Source organism: Serratia sp. CY33525 (assembly GCF_052169115.1).
Lineage (GTDB): Bacteria > Pseudomonadota > Gammaproteobacteria > Enterobacterales > Enterobacteriaceae > Serratia > Serratia sarumanii.
Genome location: NZ_JBJNLK010000001.1, coordinates 288,280 through 311,061 on the forward strand (window position 1 = coordinate 288,280; position 22,782 = coordinate 311,061).

18 protein-coding genes are annotated in these 22,782 nt (G+C 58.5%); 5 read left to right on the forward strand and 13 right to left on the reverse strand.

The genetic code is table 11. The features are described from left to right. Positions 1-8 precede the first annotated feature (8 nt). The 6 genes from lpxO to putP all read right to left on the reverse strand — a co-directional run bounded on the left by lpxO (position 9) and on the right by putP (position 7,689). Positions 9-911 (reverse strand): lipid A hydroxylase LpxO, encoded by a 903-nt coding sequence (gene lpxO, locus ACJ8IM_RS01390; protein ID WP_033634956.1) that lies wholly within the window; start codon positions 909-911, stop codon positions 9-11. 235 nt (positions 912-1,146) lie between these two features. Further along, the gene (gene phoH / locus ACJ8IM_RS01395) at positions 1,147-1,935 is read right to left on the reverse strand and encodes a phosphate starvation-inducible protein PhoH (RefSeq protein ID WP_033653655.1); all 789 of its coding nucleotides are present in this window, start codon (positions 1,933-1,935) and stop codon (positions 1,147-1,149) included. A gap of 719 nt (positions 1,936-2,654) precedes the next feature. Continuing rightward, entirely contained in the window at positions 2,655-3,953 is a 1,299-nt protein-coding gene (gene efeB, locus ACJ8IM_RS01400) for an iron uptake transporter deferrochelatase/peroxidase subunit (RefSeq protein ID WP_049234819.1), read from the reverse strand. Between the two features lie 11 nt (positions 3,954-3,964). Continuing rightward, the gene (efeO, locus tag ACJ8IM_RS01405; protein ID WP_033647749.1) at positions 3,965-5,101 is read right to left on the reverse strand and encodes an iron uptake system protein EfeO; all 1,137 of its coding nucleotides are present in this window, start codon (positions 5,099-5,101) and stop codon (positions 3,965-3,967) included. A gap of 20 nt (positions 5,102-5,121) precedes the next feature. Next, complete coding sequence (efeU, locus tag ACJ8IM_RS01410; RefSeq protein ID WP_033647751.1) at positions 5,122-5,967, reverse strand: iron uptake transporter permease EfeU; 846 nt, start codon at positions 5,965-5,967, stop codon at positions 5,122-5,124. Between the two features lie 237 nt (positions 5,968-6,204). Further along, positions 6,205-7,689: a sodium/proline symporter PutP gene (gene putP / locus ACJ8IM_RS01415; protein WP_033647752.1), complete on the reverse strand. Its 1,485-nt coding sequence runs from the start codon at positions 7,687-7,689 to the stop codon at positions 6,205-6,207. A 571-nt stretch (positions 7,690-8,260) separates the two neighbouring features. Between putP and putA the strand changes: the two genes are divergently transcribed. Then, complete coding sequence (gene putA, locus ACJ8IM_RS01420; RefSeq protein ID WP_033653652.1) at positions 8,261-12,232, forward strand: trifunctional transcriptional regulator/proline dehydrogenase/L-glutamate gamma-semialdehyde dehydrogenase; 3,972 nt, start codon at positions 8,261-8,263, stop codon at positions 12,230-12,232. A 316-nt stretch (positions 12,233-12,548) separates the two neighbouring features. On the opposite strand, the gene tcyN is transcribed toward putA, so the two are convergent. From tcyN to ACJ8IM_RS01455, 7 genes are all read right to left on the reverse strand, one after another. Then, positions 12,549-13,301 (reverse strand): L-cystine ABC transporter ATP-binding protein TcyN, encoded by a 753-nt coding sequence (tcyN, locus tag ACJ8IM_RS01425; RefSeq protein ID WP_033647754.1) that lies wholly within the window; start codon positions 13,299-13,301, stop codon positions 12,549-12,551. Between the two features lie 3 nt (positions 13,302-13,304). Continuing rightward, entirely contained in the window at positions 13,305-13,967 is a 663-nt protein-coding gene (gene tcyL / locus ACJ8IM_RS01430; RefSeq protein ID WP_033634963.1) for a cystine ABC transporter permease, read from the reverse strand. Continuing rightward, entirely contained in the window at positions 13,967-14,767 is an 801-nt protein-coding gene (gene tcyJ, locus ACJ8IM_RS01435) for a cystine ABC transporter substrate-binding protein (protein WP_033653651.1), read from the reverse strand. The genes tcyL and tcyJ overlap by 1 nt, the downstream gene beginning before the upstream one ends. A 115-nt stretch (positions 14,768-14,882) precedes the next feature. After that, entirely contained in the window at positions 14,883-15,875 is a 993-nt protein-coding gene (locus ACJ8IM_RS01440; protein WP_025303239.1) for a D-cysteine desulfhydrase, read from the reverse strand. A gap of 123 nt (positions 15,876-15,998) precedes the next feature. After that, complete coding sequence (gene fliZ, locus ACJ8IM_RS01445; RefSeq protein ID WP_033647756.1) at positions 15,999-16,508, reverse strand: flagella biosynthesis regulatory protein FliZ; 510 nt, start codon at positions 16,506-16,508, stop codon at positions 15,999-16,001. A 55-nt stretch (positions 16,509-16,563) separates the two neighbouring features. Continuing rightward, positions 16,564-17,286: an RNA polymerase sigma factor FliA gene (locus ACJ8IM_RS01450; RefSeq protein ID WP_004934752.1), complete on the reverse strand. Its 723-nt coding sequence runs from the start codon at positions 17,284-17,286 to the stop codon at positions 16,564-16,566. Positions 17,287-17,468: 182 nt separating this feature from the next. After that, positions 17,469-18,704 carry a flagellin FliC gene (locus ACJ8IM_RS01455; RefSeq protein ID WP_033653649.1) on the reverse strand — a complete coding sequence of 412 codons (1,236 nt, stop codon included), beginning with the start codon at positions 18,702-18,704 and terminating at the stop codon, positions 17,469-17,471. Positions 18,705-18,985: 281 nt separating this feature from the next. On the opposite strand from ACJ8IM_RS01455, the gene fliD reads away from it, so the two are divergent. The 4 genes from fliD to ACJ8IM_RS01475 all read left to right on the forward strand — a co-directional run bounded on the left by fliD (position 18,986) and on the right by ACJ8IM_RS01475 (position 22,383). Next, positions 18,986-20,401 (forward strand): flagellar filament capping protein FliD, encoded by a 1,416-nt coding sequence (gene fliD / locus ACJ8IM_RS01460; RefSeq protein WP_033653648.1) that lies wholly within the window; start codon positions 18,986-18,988, stop codon positions 20,399-20,401. Positions 20,402-20,435: 34 nt separating this feature from the next. Beyond that, positions 20,436-20,846: a flagellar export chaperone FliS gene (fliS, locus tag ACJ8IM_RS01465; protein ID WP_033634970.1), complete on the forward strand. Its 411-nt coding sequence runs from the start codon at positions 20,436-20,438 to the stop codon at positions 20,844-20,846. Continuing rightward, positions 20,846-21,214 carry a flagella biosynthesis regulatory protein FliT gene (fliT, locus tag ACJ8IM_RS01470; RefSeq protein ID WP_004934765.1) on the forward strand — a complete coding sequence of 123 codons (369 nt, stop codon included), beginning with the start codon at positions 20,846-20,848 and terminating at the stop codon, positions 21,212-21,214. Before fliS ends, fliT begins: the two co-directional genes overlap by 1 nt. A gap of 308 nt (positions 21,215-21,522) precedes the next feature. Then, entirely contained in the window at positions 21,523-22,383 is an 861-nt protein-coding gene (locus ACJ8IM_RS01475) for a helix-turn-helix transcriptional regulator (protein ID WP_041035600.1), read from the forward strand. Positions 22,384-22,782 lie beyond the last annotated feature (399 nt).

Genomic DNA, 22,782 nt, shown 5'->3' on the forward strand with positions numbered 1-22,782 from the left:
GCCTTCGTTTATACCGAGAAGAATATCGCCGCGGCGATCCCCCCGAACAAAATCCACTTGATGATGTAGTAACCGGTGCGATTCCAGGCCTTTAGGCGTTTCCCCACCCGGCGTATCGCATAGATGTATTTGAACATCTTGTTGACGCCGCCGGTGCGATCGCCCTCTTCATTCGGCGCGGTGGCGGCGCTCATCAGATTGCGCCCCAGCCAGTGGTTCACCGCCTGCGCCCAGCGGTAGCGCATCGGCCGTTCGATGTCGCAGAACAGGATCAGACGGTTCTGCCCGCTCTGGTTTTCCGCGTAGTGCAGATAGGTTTCATCGAACATCACGCCTTCCCCGTCGCGCCAGCTGTAGCGCTCGCCGTCCACCTCAATGAAGCAGCGGTCATCGTTGGGGGTAATCAGCCCCAGGTGATAACGCAGCGAACCGGCGTAAGGGTCGCGGTGGCGCGGCAAACGGCTGCCGTCCGGCAGTTCGGCGAACATCGCCGCCTTGACCGAAGGCAGGCTGCGCAGCAGTTCCGTGGTCTGCGGGCACAGGGTCATGGCCGAAGGATGGCTGTCTTCATACCATTTCAGATAAAAGCGCTTCCAACCGGTCTTGAAAAACGAGTTGAAACCGGCGTCGTTGAATTGATCGGACGCCTTGATCTGCTGGATCTCCATCAGCTTCTGTCCTTCGTCGCGGATGGTTTCCCAGTTATCTCTCAACACCGCCAGCTCAGGAAACTGCTCCGGCTTCAGGTACGGCGTGGTCGGCACGCGGGAAAACAGATACATGAAGACGTTCAATGGTGCGGTAAAGGTGGAATGGTCAGACAGCTGCCGCCACACGTTGTAGCGCACCCGTCCGCGGTAATGCACATAGACGACGCATAAAATAAGCAAAATCAGAACGATGTATTTCATGTTTGAATCGCATCAAGGAACCTACACGCTATGCGCCGCACGGCGCACACCCCAGATAATGTCCTTTTGGCGGCACAGGCAAATTGCGCGCCAATCTGGCACTCACTAATCATTGACGCTAACTCAACGAAAATCTATACAAAAAACCACAATAATTTACACAAAGGTTAAACGAAATGATAAATGAGGGGCGATAAAAAAGGCCGCCGAAGCGGCCTTTCCATTAGCGGATAGGTTAACTGTAAGCGTTGAGCGTGCGCTGGCACAAAGCGGAACGCACGCAGTCCTGTTTTTCAAAGCGGATAACGCCGATCATATCGTCCTCTTCGAAGCGCTCCAGCGCGTCGCTGAGACCGGATTTCACGCCGCGCGGCAAGTCGCACTGGGTCACGTCGCCGTTAACGATAACCGTCACGTTTTCTCCCAGGCGGGTCAGGAACATTTTCATTTGGCTGGCGGTCACGTTCTGGGCTTCATCCAGGATAACGACCGCATTTTCGAAGGTGCGCCCGCGCATATAAGCGAACGGCGCAATCTCTACCTTGCCGATTTCCGGGCGCAGGCAGTACTGCATAAAGGAAGATCCTAAACGACGTACCAGAATGTCATACACCGGGCGGAAATAAGGCGCGAACTTCTCGGAGATATCCCCCGGCAAGAAACCGAGGTCTTCATCCGCCTGCAAAACAGGACGGGTAACGATAATCCGATCCACCTCTTTATGAATCAGCGCCTCCGCCGCCTTGGCGGCGCTGATGAATGTTTTGCCACAGCCGGCTTCGCCGGTGGCGAAGATCAGCTGCTTATTCTCTATGGCTGATAAGTAATGACCCTGAGCTTCGGTTCTAGCCTCGATGGGTGAGCTATCGCGCTTGTCTCGCGCCATGCCGATAGACTCGACTCCCCCCATTTGCACCAGCGAGGTCACAGACTCTTCTTCCAGCTGGCGATGACTACGAGCGTCACGACGAATAACGCGTTTCGCTTCACGACGTGCTTTGATCACTGCTTTCTGTCTACCCATAGTGGCACCTTACAGTTTGTTTCACCTACCGCAACGGCCTGGCCGCGCGATTATGTTTCACACACGTATTAGGTTTTGGCCTCCTCCGAGCCAATAAGAGCCAAGGGACAAGGTGAATTGACGGCAACGCTTAAGCGCCGTGTCTTCACGGGACAACGCGGACTGCATCAATAAACGTGGAGTAAAAAGTGATGAGATTCGGTAGCGATAAGAGTGCGGAGTTGCCGGTAAAAGAGAGTCGGAGAGATAACCCTCGTTACAACGAGAAATCAGGGGAGATGTGTTATTTTTTCTTTCCAGCCCAACCAAGGACTTTACCATTAGCGATCCCCGCAGTGATATTTACAGCTTCAAGCTGTGCACCGTGTGAAAACTACCGCCAGATGATTACAGTATAATGACATTCAATCTCGTCGCGTTACTAAAATGTAAAAAAATTTAATATCTTTTGTTTTCAGTCAGCGCTAAAACACTATATCACGCTCTACACGTCATTCCAGAAAAATTTTTACCTCAACAATATCAATGAATTGAAATTAAAAACCACAAATGACACTTTGGTTTCTCGATTAAATTTTGCGCAATCCAAAGCCGGTGAGCCGTGCAAATTTTTTTAATCCGCAGCCAAAGCATCGAATTGAACTTCGTCGCGCAATGTCCCGCGCAATAGGCAATACAAAGTAAAACGAGGCGGAAGATCGCGCCTCGTCATTGCGCACTCAGGCCTTGAGCAAGCCGCTGGCCAGATAGTCGCCGCCCTCTTTCACGCCCGGCAATACGAAGAAATACCCGCCGCCGATCGGCTTGATGTATTCCTCCAGCGCTTCGCCGTTGAGCCTTTTTTGCACCGTCAGGAATCCTTTTTCCAGATCGGCCTGGTAGCAGACGAACAGCAGCCCCATTTCCAGCTGCCCGGCATTCGAGACGCCAAGGGAATAGCTGTAGCCGCGCCGCAGCATCAGGTTGCTTTGGCTTTCCGGCGTGCGGGGGTTCGCCAACCGAATGTGCGCGTCCATCGGTATCACCTTGCCGTCGGGATCGTTCGCGTAGTTCGGCTCGTCATGTTCATGCTTCATACCGAGCGGCGCGCCGCTGTGCTTTTCGCGGCCAAAGATGGTTTCCTGCTCCTGCAGCGGCGTGCGATCCCAAAACTCCACGCGGAAGCGAATAATGCGCGCCGCCTGGTAGCTGCCGCCCGCCGTCCACGCCGGCTCGCCGGCGCCGTCGCCAACCCACACCACCTTATCCATCAGCGGTTTGTCGTCGGTTTTCGGGTTGGCGGTGCCGTCTTTGAAGCCCAGCAGGTTAATCGGCGTTTCTTTGCCTTTGCTGCGCGCCGCATGCGCCGAGATGAACCCTTCCCGCTTCCAGCGCACGCTGAGCAGATCCGGCGAATGCTTGATGATATCGCGCAGCGCGTGGAGAGCGGTTTCATTGGTGTTGGCGCAAATCTGCAGCAGCAGGTCGCCGTGGCACAGCGCGGCGTCCAGCGCATCGTTGGGGAAGCGCGTCATCTTCTGCAACCGCAGCGGTTTTTGCGCCTGCAGGCCAAAGCGTTCGTCAAACAGCGATGCGCCGACCGAAACGGTGATGGTCAGGTTGTCCGGGTAAATCTCCGGCCCCATGATGCCCGAATCGAGCGGCGGCAGCTTGGCATCCACTTCCGGCGCCTTGCCGCCGTGGGTCAGGAACGCGATGCGATCGGTCAGCAGCCGGAACAGACGCTCCAGATCCGCTTTGCTGGTCGCCAGCACGTCGAACGCTACCAGCATCATCGCCGCCTGTTGCGGCGTCAGCACCCCAGCCTGATGGCGACCATAAAACGGCTGTTTCTGCCAACGCTCATCCTGCGGCGTCGCCAACGGCTCCGCCGCGTTGCCCGCCGCCTGCGCCAGGCGGCTGCCGCCCAGCGCCAGTGCGCCCAGCCCCAGCCCTTGCAGCAAACGGCGCCGCGAAGGCGAGGCCGCCCCCTGCGATTGCGGATGCGGCCCGTTGTTCAGGCCTGCCTTGTTGCTCATAATCCTATGCCTCAGTCCAGGCCCAACACGCCGCGCAGTTGAGAAAGGTCTTCCGCCAGCGTGGTGATCGGCCCTTTCAACGCGTTGCGATCGGCTTCGCTCAGCTTCTCGTAGGACTCATAGCCCTCTTTGGTTTTGTACTTCGCCAAAATGGTGTCCACGGTTTTGAAGTTGGCGTCAATCTTGTCCAGCAGCGGCTTGTTGGCCTTGACCAGCAGCGGACGCAGCAGGTTGACGATCTTCTGCGCGCCGTCGACGTTGGCCTGGAAATCCCACAGGTCGGTGCGGCTATAGCGGTCTTCTTCACCGCTGATCTTGCTGGCCGCCACTTCTTCGATCAGCCCGGCTGCGCCGCCCACCACCTTGCTCGGCGGGAAGGTCAGTTCACCCACGCGTTTTTGCAGCTCAACGGTGTCCTGATACAGCCGATCGGCGTATTTATCCATGTCTTTGGTCGAGTTGTCGGCAAACAGCGCCTTCTCCAGACGGTGGAAACCGGTGAAGTTAGGGTCCGCCGATTTCTTCTCGTAGTCGTCTTCACGGGCGTCGATGCTGCCGTCCAGATCGGAGAACAGCTCGGCGATCGGCTCGATGCGCTCATAGTGCTGACGGGTCGGCGCATACAGCTTGCGCGCTTGCTCCACGTTGCCGGCCTTCACCGCGTCGGTGAACAGCTTGGTCTGTTTCACCAGCCCATCGACTTCTTTGGTGACGTAGACTTTGTATTCGGCGATCGGGCCAACCAGATCCAGCGCGCTCGGCTTGCCGTCGGTGGCGCCGTTGGCCGCCGCAGTGACGGTCAGTTTGCCTTTTGGATTGCTCAGCAGCCCGCAGGTCATATCATATTCGCCCGCTTCCAGCGTGGCGGTCATTTTCTGGGTGAAGCCCGGCGCGATGTTCTCGCGCTCTTCCACCACCATCACCCCTTTCAGGATTTCCCATTCGACGTTTTTCTGGCTGGTGTTATGCACCACAAACTGCGTCTTGCCGGCCGGCACCGTCAGCTGCATCGGTTCGCACTGCTTGTCGTTGACCGTGACTTTGACCTGCGGCACGTCCGCCGCCAGCGCATCGATGCTCAGCGCAAACGCCGGGATAGCCAGTAATGCTGCGTGCAACGCCTTGCGGCGAAATAACGGAGTAGACATACGAGATTCCCTATTAAACATTAATGATTGATTTTACGTTGCGCCGGGGCCGCTGCCGGCTCCGCGCGCTGCGGCAGGAAAAAGAAAATCAGCGCCGGGATCAGATACAGGAAGTAGACCGCCACTTCGCTGACCGTCGGCGCTTCCTGATAACCGAGAATGCCTTCCAGCAGGGTGCCGAACAGCGAATGGGTCGACAGGGTGCTGCTGAAATCGAAGGCGATGTCCTGGAAGTGGTTCCACAGACCGGCCTCATGGAAGGCGCGGATCGCCCCCGCGGCCAGCCCGGCGGCGACGAACAGAATGAACAGGCTGGTCCATTTGAAGAATTTGGCCAGGTGCAGCTTCACCCCGCCCCAGTAAATCATCATGCCCAGCACGATGGCGGCCGCCAGGCCGAGCACCGCGCCGATCGGCGCCGCGGCACCCACGTCTTGCTGGAACGCCGCCAGCAGGAAGAACACCGACTCCAGCCCTTCGCGCGCCACGGCGAAGAACACCATCGCCACCAGCGCCCAACCCTGCCCTTTGCCGGCGCTGAGCGCCTGATCGATCGCCCCTTCCAGATGCACCTTGACCGACTTGGACACTTTGCGCATCCAGAACACCATATAGGTGAGGATCACCACCGCCACCACCGCGACGATGCCTTCGAACAGCTCCTGCTGCTTCTGCGGGAACTCGCCGGTGGTTTCATTGATGAAGATGCCGAGCGCCAGACACAGCGCCGCGGCGACAATCACGCCGACCCACACCGCGCCCAGCCATTGGCTGCGCTGCGTGCGTTTCAGGTAGCTGGCGATCAGGCTGACGATCAGCGCGGCCTCCAGCCCTTCACGGAACATGATAAGAAAGGGAACGAACATAAATAATCACCCCTGAAAAGACCGCGGCGGCAGAGAAAGCTGGCTCGACATGCGCTGCGCAACTCTGTAAAGAAACGTAAAATGCAACGAGAGTGATTATCATTCTGCCAAGAAGAAATACAAGAGGCGCCAGCGTGATTTTTTCTAATCAAATGTCACCAGGTGTTGGATGACGGCGATCGGCAGGCGAAAAAAAGGGCGCGTTACGCGCCCCTTGCTGACTGACATCGAACGGCGTTACACCGTTTTATACTCGGCTTCCGCCTGATCGAAACGCTCGGTCATGGTGGCGGATGGCCGGCGGCCCATCAGGCTCACTACCACGATAGCGAGGCAGCCCAGAATAAAGCCCGGGATGATTTCATACAGGCCCAGCCATTCGTACTGTTTCCAGACGATAACCGTCACCGCGCCGACCAGCATGCCGGCCAGCGCGCCGTTGCGGGTCATGCGCGACCACAGCACCGAGATCAGCACGACCGGGCCGAAGGCGGCGCCGAAACCTGCCCAGGCGTAGCTCACCAGGCCCAGCACGCGGTTCTCCGGGTTGGCCGCCAGCGCGATGGCGATCAGCGCCACCACCAGCACCATCACGCGGCCGACCCACACCAGCTCACGCTGGCTGGCGCCTTTGCGCAGGAACGCCTTATACAGGTCTTCGGTGATCGCGCTGGAGCACACCAGCAGCTGGCAGCTCAGCGTACTCATGACCGCAGCCAGGATCGCCGACAGCAGCACGCCCGCCACCCATGGGTTGAACAGCAGCATCGCCAGCTCGATGAACACGCGTTCGCCGTTCTGCGACACGTTGCCGGCTTGATCCGGGTTATTGGCGAAGTAAGCGATGCCGAAGAAACCGACGGCGATGGTGCCGGCGAGGCACAGGATCATCCAGGTCATGCTGATGCGGCGCGCGCTGCGGATGGTGCGGTGAGAATCCGCCGCCATGAAACGGGCCAGGATGTGCGGCTGGCCGAAGTAGCCCAGGCCCCAACCCAGCAGCGACAGGATGGCGACGAAGTTCAGCCCCTTCAGCATGTCAAGGTTGGCCGGGTTCTGCGCCTGGATCACCAGCATCGAGGTATCGATGCCGCCGACGGCGAAGATCACGATCACCGGCGTCAGGATCAGCGCGAAAATCATCAGGCTGGCCTGCACGGTGTCAGTCCAGCTCACCGCCAGGAAACCGCCGATAAAGGTATACAGGATGGTCGCTGCGGCGCCGGCCCACAGGGCGGTTTCGTAGCTCATGCCGAAGGTGCTTTCGAACAGGCGCGCGCCGGCCACGATGCCGGAGGCGCAGTAAATGGTGAAGAACACCAGGATGACGATGGCCGAGATCACCCGCAGCAGCTTGCTGTTGTCTTCAAAGCGGCTGGTGAAATAGTCCGGCAGCGTCAGGGCGTTGTTGTTGGCTTCGGTATGCACGCGCAGCCTTCCTGCCACCAGCTTCCAGTTCAGGTAAGCGCCGATGGTCAGGCCGATGGCGATCCAGCTTTCGGAGATGCCGGAGAGGAAGATGGCGCCCGGCAGGCCCATCAGCAGCCAGCCGCTCATGTCGGAAGCGCCGGCGGACAGCGCGGTCACCACGCTGCCCAAACTGCGGCCGCCGAGAATATAGTCATCAAAGTTGTTGGTTGCCCGGTAGGCAAGCAGGCCGATCAGCACCATCCCGAAAATGTACACCAGGAAGGTCACCAGCATAGGTGTGCTCATTGTCATTTAATTCTCCACTTTCATTATTATTCGCGTTTCGCTCCGGCCACGCCGGCGCCGGTAAACCCACGCGCAATGCATTTCACTGGCCGCCGCGCCGGAACGTGGCGCAGCCTGCGAGCGAGTGCAGGTAAAATAGTTTCTGCCCGTAATTGTTGACCGTCGGTTATCCTAGATGAGCCTTTCATCAACCAACAAGATATTTAACAACAAAGTTACACAAAGTTTACCCTGCGTCACATTTACCGGGCTCAAAGGTTGCACTCACGACAAGTAAAATGAGTTGCACCCAGTCATTACCCTTATATACCGCAAGGTAAAACGCCTGCGGCCGCATAAACCCCGCCGCGTTCGTTCAATAACGCAACATTCATGCCAACTGCCGATGTTAAAAAATCGATGAAACTCACACTTCGCTCATCAGCCTGATTTAACAAGGTTGCACAAAGTTGCAACATGCAGGATATTGTCTGCATTCTTAACCCCACACATCTCACGAACCTATCCCAACAGGCTTTTCGGCCTGCCGTTTGTCTAGCCTGATGGGATAGGTTCTAAACACAGGAGTTGGATTGGCATGGGCACTACCACAATGGGCGTGAAACTCGACGAGGCAACACGCGACCGGATCAAGAGCGCCGCGCAGCGCATCGATCGCACGCCGCACTGGCTCATCAAGCAGGCCATCTTTAATTACCTCGAGCGTCTCGAGAGCGGTACCGATATTCCTGAAATTCCAGCGCTGGCCGCTGCGGGCCAGCCTGAAGCGGACGACATTATGCCGCAAGCGCAGGAAGAGTCACACCAGCCATTCCTCGATTTCGCCGAACAAATTCTGCCGCAGTCGGTCACCCGCGCCGCCATCACCGCCGCCTATCGTCGCCCGGAGACCGAAGCGGTGCCGATGTTGCTCGAACAGGCGCGATTACCCGCCGATCTTGCACAGGCCACTCACAAAATGGCCTATGGCATCGCCGAGAAGTTGCGTAACCAAAAAAGTGCAAACGGCCGCGCCGGCATGGTGCAAGGCCTGCTGCAAGAGTTCTCCCTCTCCTCGCAGGAAGGCGTGGCGCTGATGTGCCTGGCGGAAGCGCTGCTGCGCATTCCGGACAAACCGACCCGCGATGCCCTGATCCGCGACAAGATCAGCAACGGCAACTGGCACTCGCACCTCGGGCGCAGCCCGTCGCTGTTCGTCAACGCCGCCACCTGGGGCCTGCTGTTCACCGGCAAACTGGTGTCCACGCATAACGAAGCCAATCTGTCCCGTTCGCTGAACCGCATTATCGGCAAGAGCGGCGAACCGCTGATCCGCAAAGGCGTGGACATGGCGATGCGCCTGATGGGCGAACAGTTCGTGACCGGCGAAACCATCGCCGAAGCGCTGGCCAACGCGCGCAAGCTCGAAGATAAAGGCTTCCGCTACTCCTACGACATGCTGGGCGAAGCCGCCCTGACCGAGGCCGACGCCCAGGCCTACCTGGTTTCCTACCAGCAGGCGATCCACGCCATCGGCAAAGCCTCCAACGGCCGCGGCATCTATGAAGGCCCCGGCATCTCCATCAAGCTGTCCGCCCTGCACCCGCGCTACAGCCGCGCGCAGTACGAACGCGTCATGGAAGAGCTCTACCCGCGCCTGCTGTCGCTGACCCTGCAGGCACGCCAGTACGATATCGGCATCAACATCGACGCCGAAGAGGCCGACCGCCTGGAGATCTCGCTCGATCTGCTGGAGAAGCTGTGCTTCGAACCGCAGCTGGCCGGCTGGAACGGCATCGGCTTCGTGATTCAGGCCTACCAAAAACGCTGTCCGTTCGCCATCGACGCGGTGATCGACATGGCGCAACGCAGCCGCCGTCGCCTGATGATCCGTCTGGTGAAGGGCGCCTACTGGGACAGCGAAATCAAACGCGCCCAGATGGACGGCCTGGAAGGCTACCCGGTCTACACCCGCAAGGTCTATACCGACGTTTCCTACCTGGCCTGCGCCCGCAAGCTGCTGTCGGTGCCGAACCTGATCTATCCGCAGTTCGCCACCCACAACGCCCATACCCTGAGCGCCATCTATCACCTGGCCGGCAACAACTACTACCCTGGCCAGTATGAGTTCCAGTGCCTGCACGGCATGGGTGAACCGCTGTACGAACAGGTGGTGGGTAAAGTGGCCGACGGCAAACTGAACCGCCCTTGCCGCATCTATGCGCCGGTCGGCACCCATGAAACGCTGCTGGCTTACCTGGTGCGCCGCCTGCTGGAAAACGGCGCCAACACCTCGTTCGTCAACCGCATCGCCGACGCCACCCTGCCGCTCGACGAGCTGGTGGCCGATCCGGTCAGCGCCGTGGAAGCGCTGGCGGCCAGCGAAGGCCAGATTGGCCTGCCGCACCCGCGCATTCCGCTGCCGCGCGAGCTGTACGGCGAGAAGCGCACCAACTCCAGCGGCCTGGATCTGTCCAACGAACAGCGTCTGGCTTCGCTCTCCAGCGCCCTGCTCACCAGCGCCAGCCATCCGTGGCGCGCGGAGCCTATCATCGACGCCGAATTGGATCAGGGCGTGGAACAGCCGGTGATCAACCCGGCCGAGCCGGGCGATGTGGTCGGCTACGTGCGTGAAGCCACCGAAAGCGAAGTCAGCCGTGCGCTCGACGCCGCCGCGGCCGCCGGCCCAATCTGGTTCGCTACGCCGCCGACGGAGCGCGCCGCGATCCTCGAACGCGCCGCCGAGCTGATGGAAAGCCAGCTGCAAAGCCTGCTGGGCATTCTGGTGCGCGAAGCCGGTAAAACCTTCAACAACGCCATCGCCGAAGTGCGCGAAGCGGTCGACTTCCTGCACTACTACGCCGGCCAGGTGCGCGACGATTTCGCCAACGACAGCCACCGCCCGCTGGGCCCGGTGGTCTGCATCAGCCCGTGGAACTTCCCGCTGGCGATCTTCACCGGCCAAATCGCCGCCGCGCTGGCGGCCGGCAACAGCGTGCTGGCCAAACCGGCCGAGCAAACGCCGCTGGTGGCCGCGCAGGCGGTGCGTATCCTGCTGGAAGCCGGCATTCCGCAAGGCGTGCTGCAGCTGCTGCCGGGTCAGGGTGAAACCGTCGGCTCAACGCTGGTCAACGACGCCCGCGTACGCGGCGTGATGTTTACCGGCTCCACCGACGTCGCCGGTATTCTGCAGCGCAGCATCGCCGGTCGTCTGGATCCGCAGGGCCGCCCGACGCCGCTGATCGCCGAAACCGGTGGCCTGAACGCCATGATCGTCGACTCTTCCGCCCTGACCGAACAGGTGGTGACCGACGTGGTGGCCTCCGCCTTCGACAGCGCCGGCCAGCGCTGCTCCGCGCTGCGTATCCTGTGCATTCAGGAAGACGTGGCCGAGCACACGCTGCAAATGCTGCGCGGCGCGATGGCCGAATGCCGCATGGGCAATCCGGAGCGCCTGTCCACCGACGTGGGCCCAGTGATCGACGCCGACGCCAAAACCGGCATCGAACGCCACATCCAGGCGATGCGCGCCAAAGGCCGCAAGGTATACCAGGCCGCCAAAGGCAGCGCGCAGGATGAGAAAGAGTGGGCGCGTGGCACCTTCATCAAGCCGACGCTGATCGAACTCGACAGCTTCGACGAGCTGCAAAAAGAGATCTTCGGCCCGGTGCTGCACGTGGTGCGCTTCCAGCGCAACAATCTGGACGCGCTGGTCGATCAGATCAACGCCGCCGGTTATGGCCTGACGCTGGGCATTCACACCCGTATCGATGAAACCATCGCCCGGGTGACCGAACGCGCCAAGGTCGGCAACCTGTACGTCAACCGTAACATGGTTGGCGCGGTGGTCGGGGTGCAGCCGTTCGGCGGCGAAGGCCTGTCGGGCACCGGCCCGAAAGCCGGCGGCCCGCTGTACCTGTACCGTCTGCTGGCCAACCGCCCGGACGACGCGCTGCAACGTACGCTGCACCGTCAGGACGAAGAGCGCCCGATGGAAGCCACCGCGCGGCCGCAGCTGCTGGGCGCGCTGCAATCGCTGGAGAAATGGGCGGTCACCAGCCAACAAGGCGAACTGGCGGCACTGGCGCAGCGCTATGCGGAACTGGGCCAGGGCGGCACCGTACGTCCGCTGCCGGGCCCGACCGGCGAGCGCAATACCTATGCCCTGCTGCCGCGTGAACGCGTGCTGTGCCTGGCGGATAACGAAGCCGACGCGCTGATCCAGTTGGCCGCCGTGCTGGCGGTCGGCAGCAGCGTGCTGTGGCCGGAAGCGGAACTGCAGCGCAATCTGTTCCGCCGCCTGCCGAACGATGTGCAGGCGCGCATCGCCTTCAGCAAAGACTGGCAGCAGGACAAGGTCGAGTTCGACGCCGCCATCTACCACGGCGATGCCGACCAGCTGCGCACCCTGTGCGAGCAGATCGCGCAGCGCGGCGGCGCCATCGTCTCGGTGCAAGGCTTCGCCCACGGTGAAACCAACATCCTGTTGGAGCGCCTGCTGGTCGAGCGTTCGCTGAGCGTCAACACCGCCGCCGCCGGCGGTAACGCCAGCCTGATGACCATCGGTTAACGCATCGTCAAGGCGGCCATACATTGCCGCCTGATTGGCTCACCGCTACGCAAACCCTGCACTCGTGCAGGGTTTTTTATTGCCCGCAGCCCGGTCAGCCGTTAGCGTCTTGTTATCCTTGCATGAGGATGTGTCGCCTCATGGGCGATAACAATAGGGTGAGCTTAGAACGGATTAGTTTGCTTGAAAGCCGCAGCAGACCGCTACGATTCGCATTGACTCTCGGGTTCGGCAACATCCGGGATACGGCAGCCGCAGCGCGAAACGAATTGTTGAAAGCGGAGTAAATGCGGGCGGGGGAAGCTCCCCCGCCGCCTTATTGATTCCGGAACTTGTCGAGGAATTGCTGAGTGCGCTGGTGCTGCGGGTTGGCGAACAGCGCTTTGGCCGGGCCCTGTTCGACGATGCGGCCGTGATCCATAAAGATAACCCGGTCGGCCACGTCGCGGGCGAAACTCATCTCATGGGTGACGATCACCATGGTGCGTTTCTCTTCCGCCAGTGAGCGCATGGTATTGAGCACTTCCCCTACCAGCTCGGGATCGAGCGCCGACGTCGGCTCATCGAACAAAATCACCTCCGGCTGCATCGCCAGCGCGCGCGCAATAGCCACTCGCTGCTGTTGCCCGCCGGACAGCCGCCGCGGATAAGCCTGCTCCTTGCCGCTCAGCCCCACCTTGGCCAGCAACGCGCGGGCGCGCTGTTCCGCGCTGGCTTTCGCCTCGCCCTTGACGACCACCGGCCCTTCGATGATGTTTTCCAGCACCGAACGATGCGGGAACAGGTTGAAGCTCTGGAACACGAAACCGACCTGCTGACGCAGCGCGCGCACCTGATTTTTCTGTTTGCTCAACGGCTTGCTGCCGTCGATCAGGATGTCGCCGACGCGAATGGTGCCGGAATCCGGCTCCTCCAGCAGGTTGATGCAGCGCAACAAGGTGGTTTTCCCCGAACCGCTCGGGCCGATGATCGCCACCACTTCACCGGCGTCCACCGCCAGATCGATCCCATGCAGCACCGTCTGACCCTTGAACTGCTTGGTCAATTGCTTAACTTCAATGGCACTCATGCGCTACTCCTGATCCTGGCGATTAACGTGGGCTTCCAGACGGTTTTGCAGTGCGGAAAGCAGGGTCGCCATCACCCAGTAAATCAGCGATGCCGCCAGGTACATGGTGAACACTTCCAGCGTGCGCGAGGTGATCAGCTGCGCCTGGCGGAACAGCTCCGGCACCTGAATGGTGGCGGCCAGCGAGGTGTCTTTCACCAGGCCGATGAAGCTGTTGCCCAGCGGCGGCAGGGCGGTGCGCGCCGCCTGCGGCAGGATCACCCGGCGCAGGGTTTGCCAACGGGTCATGCCGATGCTGGCGGCGGCTTCCCACTGCCCTTTGTCGATCGACGAAATCGCCGCGCGCAGCGTTTCCGAGGTGTAGGCGGCGGTATTGAGCGACAGGCCAATCAGCGCCGCCGGGAAAGGATCGAACTCGATGCCGAACTGCGGCAGACCGTAATAGATCATAAACAGCTGGGCGATCAACGGCGTGCCGCGGAACAGCGACACGTAAATGCGCGACAGCCACGCCAGCGGCCAAAGCGGCGAAAGGCGCATCAGCGCCAGCAGAAAACCAAGCAACAGGCCGAACGCCATACCGCCCAGGCTAAGCTGAAGCGTCAGTATTGCGCCCTTCAATAAAAATGGCGCTGAATCCAGCGCCAGTTGAATACTTTCGTGCATTATTTAGTTACGTCCGCGCCAAACCATTTCTCGGAGATCTTCGCCAGCGTGCCATCTTTTTGCATCTCGGCGATCGCTTGGTCAATCGCGGCCAACAGCTCCGGGTTGTTCTTGCGCAGCGCCACGCCGGACTCCTGGCGGGAGAACGCCGGGCCGGCTACCGCCAGCGTATCACCGGTTTTCTTCACCAGATCCAGCGCCGCCAGGCGATCCACCAGAATGGCGTTGATGCGCCCGACGCGCAAATCCTGATACTTGGTCGGGTCGTCGTCGTAGGTACGCACGTCCACACCCTGCACGTTCGCGCGCAGCCATTGCTCATAGTTGGTGCCCAGGCCAACGCCGACCTTCTTGCCCTTCAGGTCTTCCGGCTTGGTGATGGTGCCTTCGTTGCCTTTTTTCACCAGCGCCTGAATACCGGAAACGGTGTAAGGGGTGGAGAAATCATATTTCTTCTTGCGCTCATCAGAGATGGTCACCTGGTTGATCACCACATCGATGCGTTTTGATTCCAGCGAAGCCAGCATGCCGTCCCACTTGGTCGGGTTCAGCTTGGCCTTCACGCCCAAATGTTCCGCCAGCGCGTTGGCGAAATCCACTTCGAAACCGGTCAATTTGCCGTCTTCACCCTGGAAGCTGAACGGCGGATAGGTGCCTTCCAGACCGACGATCAGCGTGCCGCGCTGTTTCACCTGCTGCAGCAGATTGTCGGCGGCGTAGGCTTGAGTTGCCAAACCGGCGGCCAACGCGACGCCCACCACGCCCAACAGCCATTGACGACGAACTTTCGCAAACATCATAAACACCCCTGTGTGTTATTTATCTTTTTTGATATCAGCACTTTAACAGTGCGACCGCCCGCATAAAGGAATATAACCTTATAAATATAGTTCAAAATGGAATAACAAGCGGTATTTACACCTGCGGATGGTAGGCGAACAGCGCCGGCGCACCGCCGGTGTGAACGAACAGGATAGGCCCTTCGTCGCGGAAACGCCGCTGGGCGATGCCGTCGATCAAACCGGCCATCGCTTTGCCGGTGTATACCGGATCCAGCAACACGCCTTCTTGCTGCGCCAGCAGCTGCACCGCCGCCATGCCCTCTTCGTTCGGCATGCCGTACTGCGGCGCGAAGTAATCGTCCCACAGCGCGATCGGCGCCAGTTCGTCGATATTCAGCGAACAGGCCAGGGCTTTCTGGATCTGCTCCACCTTCGGCAGCTGATCGATCACGGTGCGCGAGACCGTCACGCCGATCAACTCGGTTTCGGGCAGCAGCTGTTGCAGCCCCACCGCCAGCCCGGCATGGGTGCCGGCGCTGCCGGACGCCACCACCACCGAACTGAACGCCACGTTGCTGCGTTGGCTCTGTTCGGCGATTTCCAATGCGCACTGCACGTATCCCAACGCGCCCAGGGCATTGGAGCCGCCCACCGGCACCACGTAAGGCCGGAAGCCCTGTGCCTCGAGGCGCGTCGCCAGTTCCGCCAACTGCTGCTGCGGATCGTGCAGCGCTTCGCACATCACCACCTCGGCGTTGAACAGGCCGAGCAACAGGCGGTTGCCGTTGGTCAGGTAGTTTTCCGCACGGGTATCGATGGGATTTTCCAGCAGCGCGACGCAGTGCAGGCCCAGTTTCGCCGCCACCGCCGCCGTCTGGCGCACGTGGTTGGATTGAATGGCGCCGGCGGTGACCAGCGTATCAGCGCCTTGACGCAGCGCATCTGCGGCCAAAAACTCCAGCTTTCTCAGCTTGTTGCCGCCCATCGCCATAGGGGTGACATCGTCACGTTTGAGGTAAATTTCACGGCCGAGGTAATCGGAGAGACGGGACAGTTTTTCCAGCGGTGTGGCGGTGCCAACCAGATCCAGACGCGGAAATTGCGCCAGTTGTTGTTGCAGGTTCACTACTTCCCCCCAGGGAATCGAATATCGACATCTGATAACCGATAGATTTAGCAGATGTGAACTGAATAATCATCCTTTATCACGGGGGGAGCCGCAGATCCCGGCCAGCGGCCGGGGAAAGTCTCAGTAGCTGCGCTGCCAGGCGAGATACTGATCGTATTTGCGCAGCGCAATGCGGTAGTTGTTGTGCGCCGCGCTAGGCAGATCGTCAATGATGCGCTGATGGCTGGCGCAGTTGGCGAATTTGTCCGCCGGGTAATTGCGCGCCACCAGCATTTCATCCAGCCGGCGCAGCCGCACCACGTACTCGCGAATGGTGCTGTGGCTCATCTCGGTCTGTTCGAACAGATATTGCTTGAACGCCATGATGTCGAAATAGCTCGGGTGGCTGTTGCAGGAAATCTCGCTGCAAAAACGGCACAGTGCGGTCAGCTCATGCTGCACGTTTTGCCAGACCGCATCGTCGATCGGCTGATCCATGCGCGCGATGGCTTCTTTATTGATGATTTTGCCGCGAAACACCAGCGCCATGCGGTCCAACAGCTTACCGCACTGGGAGCAATGCGTCTGGCTGTGCTTGTAATCTTTCAGGTAACGGCTAAGCGGCCGTTTCTTCAACAGTATTCCTGGCATAAGGGGCAGTCCGATTGTCGCATGAGTCATCGAGTTGAGGGGCGGCGGGCCGCCGTCAGGTATCGTTCGCCAGCCGCGCGCGCAGGCGCTTGATCGCCTGACTGTGCAGTTGGCTGACGCGGGATTCCCCGACGTCCAGCACGGCGCCGATCTCCTTGAGATTCAACTCTTCCTGGTAATACAGCGTCAGCACCATTTTTTCGCGCTCCGGCAACGCCTCGATGGCGTCGATCACTCGCTGGCGCAGGCTGCCTTCCAACAGGTGATGCAGCGGGTTGGCCTCTTCATGCCCTTCCAGCATCGGTTCCGCGTTCTCGCCATGCTCCTCGCGCCATTCGTCGTAGGAGAAAAGCTGGCTGTTATTGGTGTCCAACAGAATTTGACGGTACTCATCCAGCGAGATATTCAGCGTCTGCGCCACTTCCGTCTCGCTCGCCGGGCGGCCGTAACGCTGTTCCAGCTGCCGCATCACCTGCGCGACCTCGCGCGCATGGCGCCGCACGCTGCGCGGCACCCAGTCGCGGCTGCGCAGCTCGTCGAGCATCGCGCCGCGAATGCGCTGCACCGCATAGGTGGTAAAGGCGGTTCCCTGTAGGGCGTCATAACGCTCAACGGCGTTCAGTAGCCCGATTCCCCCGGCCTGCAGCAGGTCGTCAAGCTCCACGCTGGCGGGCAACCTGACCTGCAGGCGCAACGCCTCGTGGCGCACTAACGGCACGTAGCGCAGCCAGAGAGAATTTTTGTCCATCACGCCTTCGGCGGTATACAGATCGCTCACTATGTCTTAAACCTGCGGATAAGAGAGTCAGCGCTATTATGCGTAGGGGGCAGAATGCCAATCGGCTGAACAGTCGTACAAAACGGGCTTTATTTGCGCCATGTAATAACCGCGCGGTGCGCGAGCATAAAAAAACCCCGCCGAGGCGGGGTTTCTTTGCGACAGTTAATCGGGAGAGACGATTAACGCAGCAGGGACAGAACGTTCTGAGTAGACTGGTTAGCCTGTGCCAGAACAGAGGTGCCAGCCTGTTGCAGGATGTTGGCGCGGCTCATGTTGGACACTTCGGTCGCGTAGTCGGCATCCTGGATACGGGACTGAGAAGCGGACAGGTTGTTAACGGTGCTGTTCAGGTTGTTGATAACAGAATCGAAACGGTTCTGTACCGCACCCAGGGAAGAACGCAGGGAGTCAACCTGAGACAGCGCTTTGTCCAGGGTCGCCAGCGGATCGGCAGTTTTTGGCTCGGTGGACTGCTCAGCGCCCTTGGTCACTTTACCGGAAGCGTCTACGGTCGCCTTGAAATATTTGGCATCGGCACCGGTACCCTCCTGGATCACGTAAGATTTACCGCTGTCGTAAGAGCGCAGGTTAGCCGCATCAGGGCCAGTAGGAGCCACTTCTTTCTCAATGCTGGTTACCGCAGTGCCGCCAGTTGGTTTAGTGGCTTCTTTGGTGCCAACAGATTTCAGGTCGCCGGTCGCTTTATCGAAAGTTGCTTTGTAGTAGTCACCATCCGTGTTGATAGCGAATACATCGTCACCCACTTTTTCGTAGCCGGTGATGTCTTTAGTATCAGCCTTAACGGTGCCGGTGTTGATAGCCACGCTGGTGCCGGTTTTCACGGTAGCAGGTGCGGTTGCAGCTACTTTGGATTTATCAATGCCATCAGCCACGCTGAACTTTTCCAGACCCAGCGTTTTAGCGTTGATGTCTTTCAGTTCGATATCGATGGTTTCGCCGTCGTTCGCGCCAACCTGGATGGTCAGTTTCTGATCTGAGCTCAGCACTTTCACGCCGTTGAAATCGGTCTGCTCGGAGATGCGGTTGATTTCAGACAGACGCTGAGAGATCTCGTCCTGGATGGACTGCAGGTCGCTGGCAGAGTTGGAACCGTTCTGAGACTGTACGGTCAGACGACGGATGTTCTGCAAGTTGTCGTTAACTTCGTTCAGTGCGCCTTCAGTGGTCTGCGCCAGGGAGATACCGTCGTTGGCGTTGCGAGAAGCCTGAGTCAGGCCTTTGATGTTTGCAGTGAAACGGTTGGAGATAGCCTGACCCGCAGCATCGTCTTTCGCGCTGTTGATACGCAGACCGGAAGACAGACGCTCAATCGCAGTGCCCAGAGAAGACTGAGATTTGTTCAGGTTGTTCTGCGCCATCAGCGACAGGCTGTTAGTGTTGATTACTTGTGCCATTGTTTGCTTTCCTTACGAGTCAGTTGCGTTCTTCGCAACACAGTTAAAAGGTTCGGGCTTGTTTGCCCACGGCGTCAACCACCGTCCCCTCAGGTATCGGCCCTCCCCTAACAACCTTTAGCAATTTTTTAAAATTTTTTGCGCCGCCGGCAATGGCAGAAATAACGCGGTTTTTCCCTCTTCTATTGCGCCATCGTTTTTTTGTTTTTTTCAGTAAACTTTTTCACCGCTGGGCCGATAACGCGTAAAGCGAATAAAGTCATTATCAAGGAGAAGCACGAATGGCATCGATCAGTTCATTAGGCATCGGCTCAGGACTCGACCTTAACGGTTTGCTGGACAAGCTGACCAAAGCGGAACAACAGCGTCTGACGCCGTACACCACCCAGCAGACCAGCTATAACGCCCAGTTGACCGCTTACGGTACGCTGAAAAGCTCGCTGGAGAAGTTTGACAATCTGAGCAAAGACCTGGCCAAGCCAGAGTTCTTCAACAACACTACCGCCACCAAGCACGATCAGTTTACCGTGACCACCACCGACAAATCGGTGCCGGGCAACTACTCGATCGAGGTGTTGAAGCTCGCGCAGCCGCAAACGCTGACCACTCAAACGCCGATTGCCGACCAGCAGGCCAAACTGGGCACGCCGGGCAGCAGCGATCGTTCCATCTCTATTACGGCAGGCAACCCGCCGAAAGAGACCAAGATCCCGCTCGGCGACGATCAGACCTCACTGGTCGAGATGCGCGACGCCATCAATAAATCGAAATCCGGCGTCACCGCCAGTATCATGCGCGTCGGCGACAATGACTATCAACTGGCATTAAGCTCCACCACGCCAGGCGAAAAAAACACCATTGCGGTGCAGGTCAATAACGACGACAAGCTCGGCGCCATCCTCAACTACGATCCTAAAAATCCGCCTAAAGATGGCAGCACCGCGATGAAGCAAACCGTGCCCGGCCAGGATGCGGAAATCGTCGTCAACGGCACGAAAATCAAGCGCAGCACCAACTCGATCGCCGATGCTCTGCAGGGCGTAACGCTCGATCTGAAAACCACCACCAAGCCCGGCGAACCGCAAAACCTGGTGATCGGCATCGACAAGAGCGGCAGCGCCGACAAGATTAAAGAGTGGGTAGATAACTACAACTCGCTGCTGGACACCTTCAATTCGCTGACCAAATACACGCCGGTCAAAAGCGGTGAAGCGCAGAATGCCAAAAACGGCGCGCTACTGGGCGACAACACCCTGCGCGGCATCCAGTCTTCGATCAAGAGCGCCCTCAGTTCGGCACAGGACAACCCGGAGTTGAAAGGCCTGGGCAACCTCGGCATCACCACCAACGTCAAAACCGGTAAGCTGGAAATCGACAGCACCAAGCTGAACAAAGCCATCGACGAAAAACCGGATCAGGTTGCCAACTTCTTCGCCGGCAACGGTAAAGACACCGGCATGGCCACCGAAATCCACAACGAGATCCAGAACTACGTCAAATCCGGCGGCATCATCGAGAACTCGACCAAGAGCATCAACACCAACCTCGATCGCCTGAACATTCAGATCACCACGGTCACGGCCAGCATTCAGAACACCATCGACCGCTATAAGCAGCAGTTCGTTCAGTTGGATACCATGATGTCCAAATTGAGCAGCACGGGTAACTATTTACAACAGCAATTCTCGACAAAGTGATTCCCTTAACCAGGTAACAGGTAAAAGAAACAACATGTATAACAGAAGCGGCACTCAGGCCTATGCACAGGTCAGTCTGGAAAGCGGCGCCATGAGCGCCAGCCCGCACCAGTTAATCGTGATGTTGTTCGACGGGGCGCTCAGCGCCCTGCTTCGCGCACGCATCCTGATGAACCAGGGCGATATCGCCGGCAAAGGTATGGCGCTGTCCAAAGCCATCAACATCATCGACAACGGCCTGAAAGGCGGCCTGGACCCTCAACAGGGCGGCGAAATCGCCGAAAACCTGGCGGCGTTGTACGACTATATGAAGCGGCGCCTGATGCAGGCCAACCTGAACAACGACGAAGCGGCGATCGCCGAAGTGGTCAAACTGCTGGAAAACATCGCCGATGCCTGGCGCCAGATCGGCCCCAACTACCAACCTTCGCAGGACGCCGTGTAATGGAACGTCAACAGCAGCTGTTAGCCGCTTATCAACAAATTTACAGCCTGAGCAGCCAGATGATCGCGCTGGCGCAAACCGGGCGCTGGGAGGAGCTCGTCGAGCTCGAATTCGCTTACGTGACGGCGGTGGAAAAAACCGCCGCCTTTACCGGGCAAGCCGGCCCTTCCATGGCGTTGCAGGAGATGCTGCGCAATAAGCTGCAACAGATCCTCGACAACGAAACCGAGCTCAAACGTCTGTTACAGCAGCGCATGGATGAGCTGAAAATGCTGATCGAACAGTCCACGCGCCAGAACGTGGTCAACAATACCTACGGCCAGTTTCATGACCGTGCGCTGTTGCTGGGGGAGCCACAGGTCCGATAAGATCGACAATACTGACGAAAATGGATTAAATAGCACTATGCGCTATTACTCTCGGGTTACGTTAGGATATTAATCTATGGCATTTGAATTATTCAGTTTATGGGTAATTGGTAAAATGCGCGCTTCGAGCCTGGCTCTCACTTTAATGGATAAACATTATCCCGACACGGACGTTTTCTGTTCAGCAGGAAATTGATTTTTGATAGATAAAACACGCCGCTGTGTTTCACGGCCCATGGAAAAATGTTGCTCCAACGCGGATCAAAGCGTAAAGATATTCTCAGATAATGGCTGCGAAATGAATATCGATGGAACGTACAATTAATCTCTGTCCAGGAATTGGCGCCTCAGCGCACATCATTCAGCATACTGAATTATTATTCCCTTCAGTCTATTTTGAGCAACCACATCTGTATCTGATACAACAGGGCCATAAGCGCGTACGCTGGCAACAACGCGAGGTGGTGGCCCATGCCGGCGAGCTGTTGATAATCGACGGGGGGCAAACGGTGGATATTATTAACGGCCCATCCGAAGAAGGCGTTTTCAGTTGCCAGTTGCTGACCTGCGACCCACTGCTGCTCACCGTTCAGCCTCCGGCCGAGGACTCGCCGGCGCCGATGCCGTTTGATGCCGTCCTGGCGCTGCGCAGCCTCCCCTGCGCCCTGAAGCACAGTTTCGAGACCACCAGCCTGGCGCTGGCGCTCCGGCAGCGCTTTCCCACCATCATCGTGCGGCACAAGATGCTGGAAATTCTGCTGTGGCTGGCCCAATTCGGCATTCGCTTCATCCACAACGAAGCCAAAGACCTGACGCAGCGCGTGCGCCGCTGCCTGGCGACCGACCCGCACAGCATTTGGACGGCGGCGAAAGTGGCGGAAAGCCTGTCGATGAGCGAAGTGATGTTGCGCCGCAAACTGTCGATGGAAAATACCGCGTTGCGCAACCTGATGATCGACGTGCGCATGAGTAGCGCACTGGCCCTGCTGCAGTCGACCGACTGGCCGATTTCCGCCATCGCGCAACATGTCGGCTATGAAAGCGCATCACGTTTCGCCGAACGTTTTCGCAAACGCTTCGGTTTCGCCCCGACCGCCATTCGCGGTCACCAAAGGATTATGGAGCCAACCTCCCAGGGAGTCGAAACGATGGCCACCGGAGAAACCTAAATAGACGCGTAACAAAATGGTTTTATTTGGCACAGGTCCCTAACGATTGTCACAATGCTGCGACATGCAACGCAACGTCGATCCGCCGAAGAGCGAATTAAATGATGCGTAATGAAAAGCGATTATTTTTTCTCTGCCAATCACGTTTGTTGGTGCTGTGGCTGTTGGTATTGCCGTATGAAGAACAGAGGGTGCGTTTGCTTACCGCACAATAAAACGGCCAGGCTTTTTATCGCCTGGCCAGACTTCAGTCCAGTTTAACCAGAACGCCAATTAACACGACGAGTACCGTCAGCATTAAAATACTGATCAGACGCCATCTGGATTCGCTTTTAGTGCTCATTGACCTGCCTCGAATAATAACCCTACTAATCGGGCCATAATAAACGGCTGGCTGCG

Coding starts and splice junctions, on each gene's coding strand:
- fliT (WP_004934765.1), top strand. CDS start 20,846: ATGGAACGTCAACAGCAGCTGTTAGCCGCTTATCAACAAATTTACAGC.
- efeB (WP_049234819.1), bottom strand. CDS start 3,953: ATGAGCAACAAGGCAGGCCTGAACAACGGGCCGCATCCGCAATCGCAG.
- fliZ (WP_033647756.1), bottom strand. CDS start 16,508: ATGCCAGGAATACTGTTGAAGAAACGGCCGCTTAGCCGTTACCTGAAA.
- ACJ8IM_RS01455 (WP_033653649.1), bottom strand. CDS start 18,704: ATGGCACAAGTAATCAACACTAACAGCCTGTCGCTGATGGCGCAGAAC.
- tcyN (WP_033647754.1), bottom strand. CDS start 13,301: ATGAGTGCCATTGAAGTTAAGCAATTGACCAAGCAGTTCAAGGGTCAG.
- efeU (WP_033647751.1), bottom strand. CDS start 5,967: ATGTTCGTTCCCTTTCTTATCATGTTCCGTGAAGGGCTGGAGGCCGCG.
- efeO (WP_033647749.1), bottom strand. CDS start 5,101: ATGTCTACTCCGTTATTTCGCCGCAAGGCGTTGCACGCAGCATTACTG.
- fliS (WP_033634970.1), top strand. CDS start 20,436: ATGTATAACAGAAGCGGCACTCAGGCCTATGCACAGGTCAGTCTGGAA.
- tcyJ (WP_033653651.1), bottom strand. CDS start 14,767: ATGATGTTTGCGAAAGTTCGTCGTCAATGGCTGTTGGGCGTGGTGGGC.
- fliD (WP_033653648.1), top strand. CDS start 18,986: ATGGCATCGATCAGTTCATTAGGCATCGGCTCAGGACTCGACCTTAAC.
- putP (WP_033647752.1), bottom strand. CDS start 7,689: ATGACAATGAGCACACCTATGCTGGTGACCTTCCTGGTGTACATTTTC.
- phoH (WP_033653655.1), bottom strand. CDS start 1,935: ATGGGTAGACAGAAAGCAGTGATCAAAGCACGTCGTGAAGCGAAACGC.
- ACJ8IM_RS01475 (WP_041035600.1), top strand. CDS start 21,523: ATGGAACGTACAATTAATCTCTGTCCAGGAATTGGCGCCTCAGCGCAC.
- lpxO (WP_033634956.1), bottom strand. CDS start 911: ATGAAATACATCGTTCTGATTTTGCTTATTTTATGCGTCGTCTATGTG.
- tcyL (WP_033634963.1), bottom strand. CDS start 13,967: ATGCACGAAAGTATTCAACTGGCGCTGGATTCAGCGCCATTTTTATTG.
- putA (WP_033653652.1), top strand. CDS start 8,261: ATGGGCACTACCACAATGGGCGTGAAACTCGACGAGGCAACACGCGAC.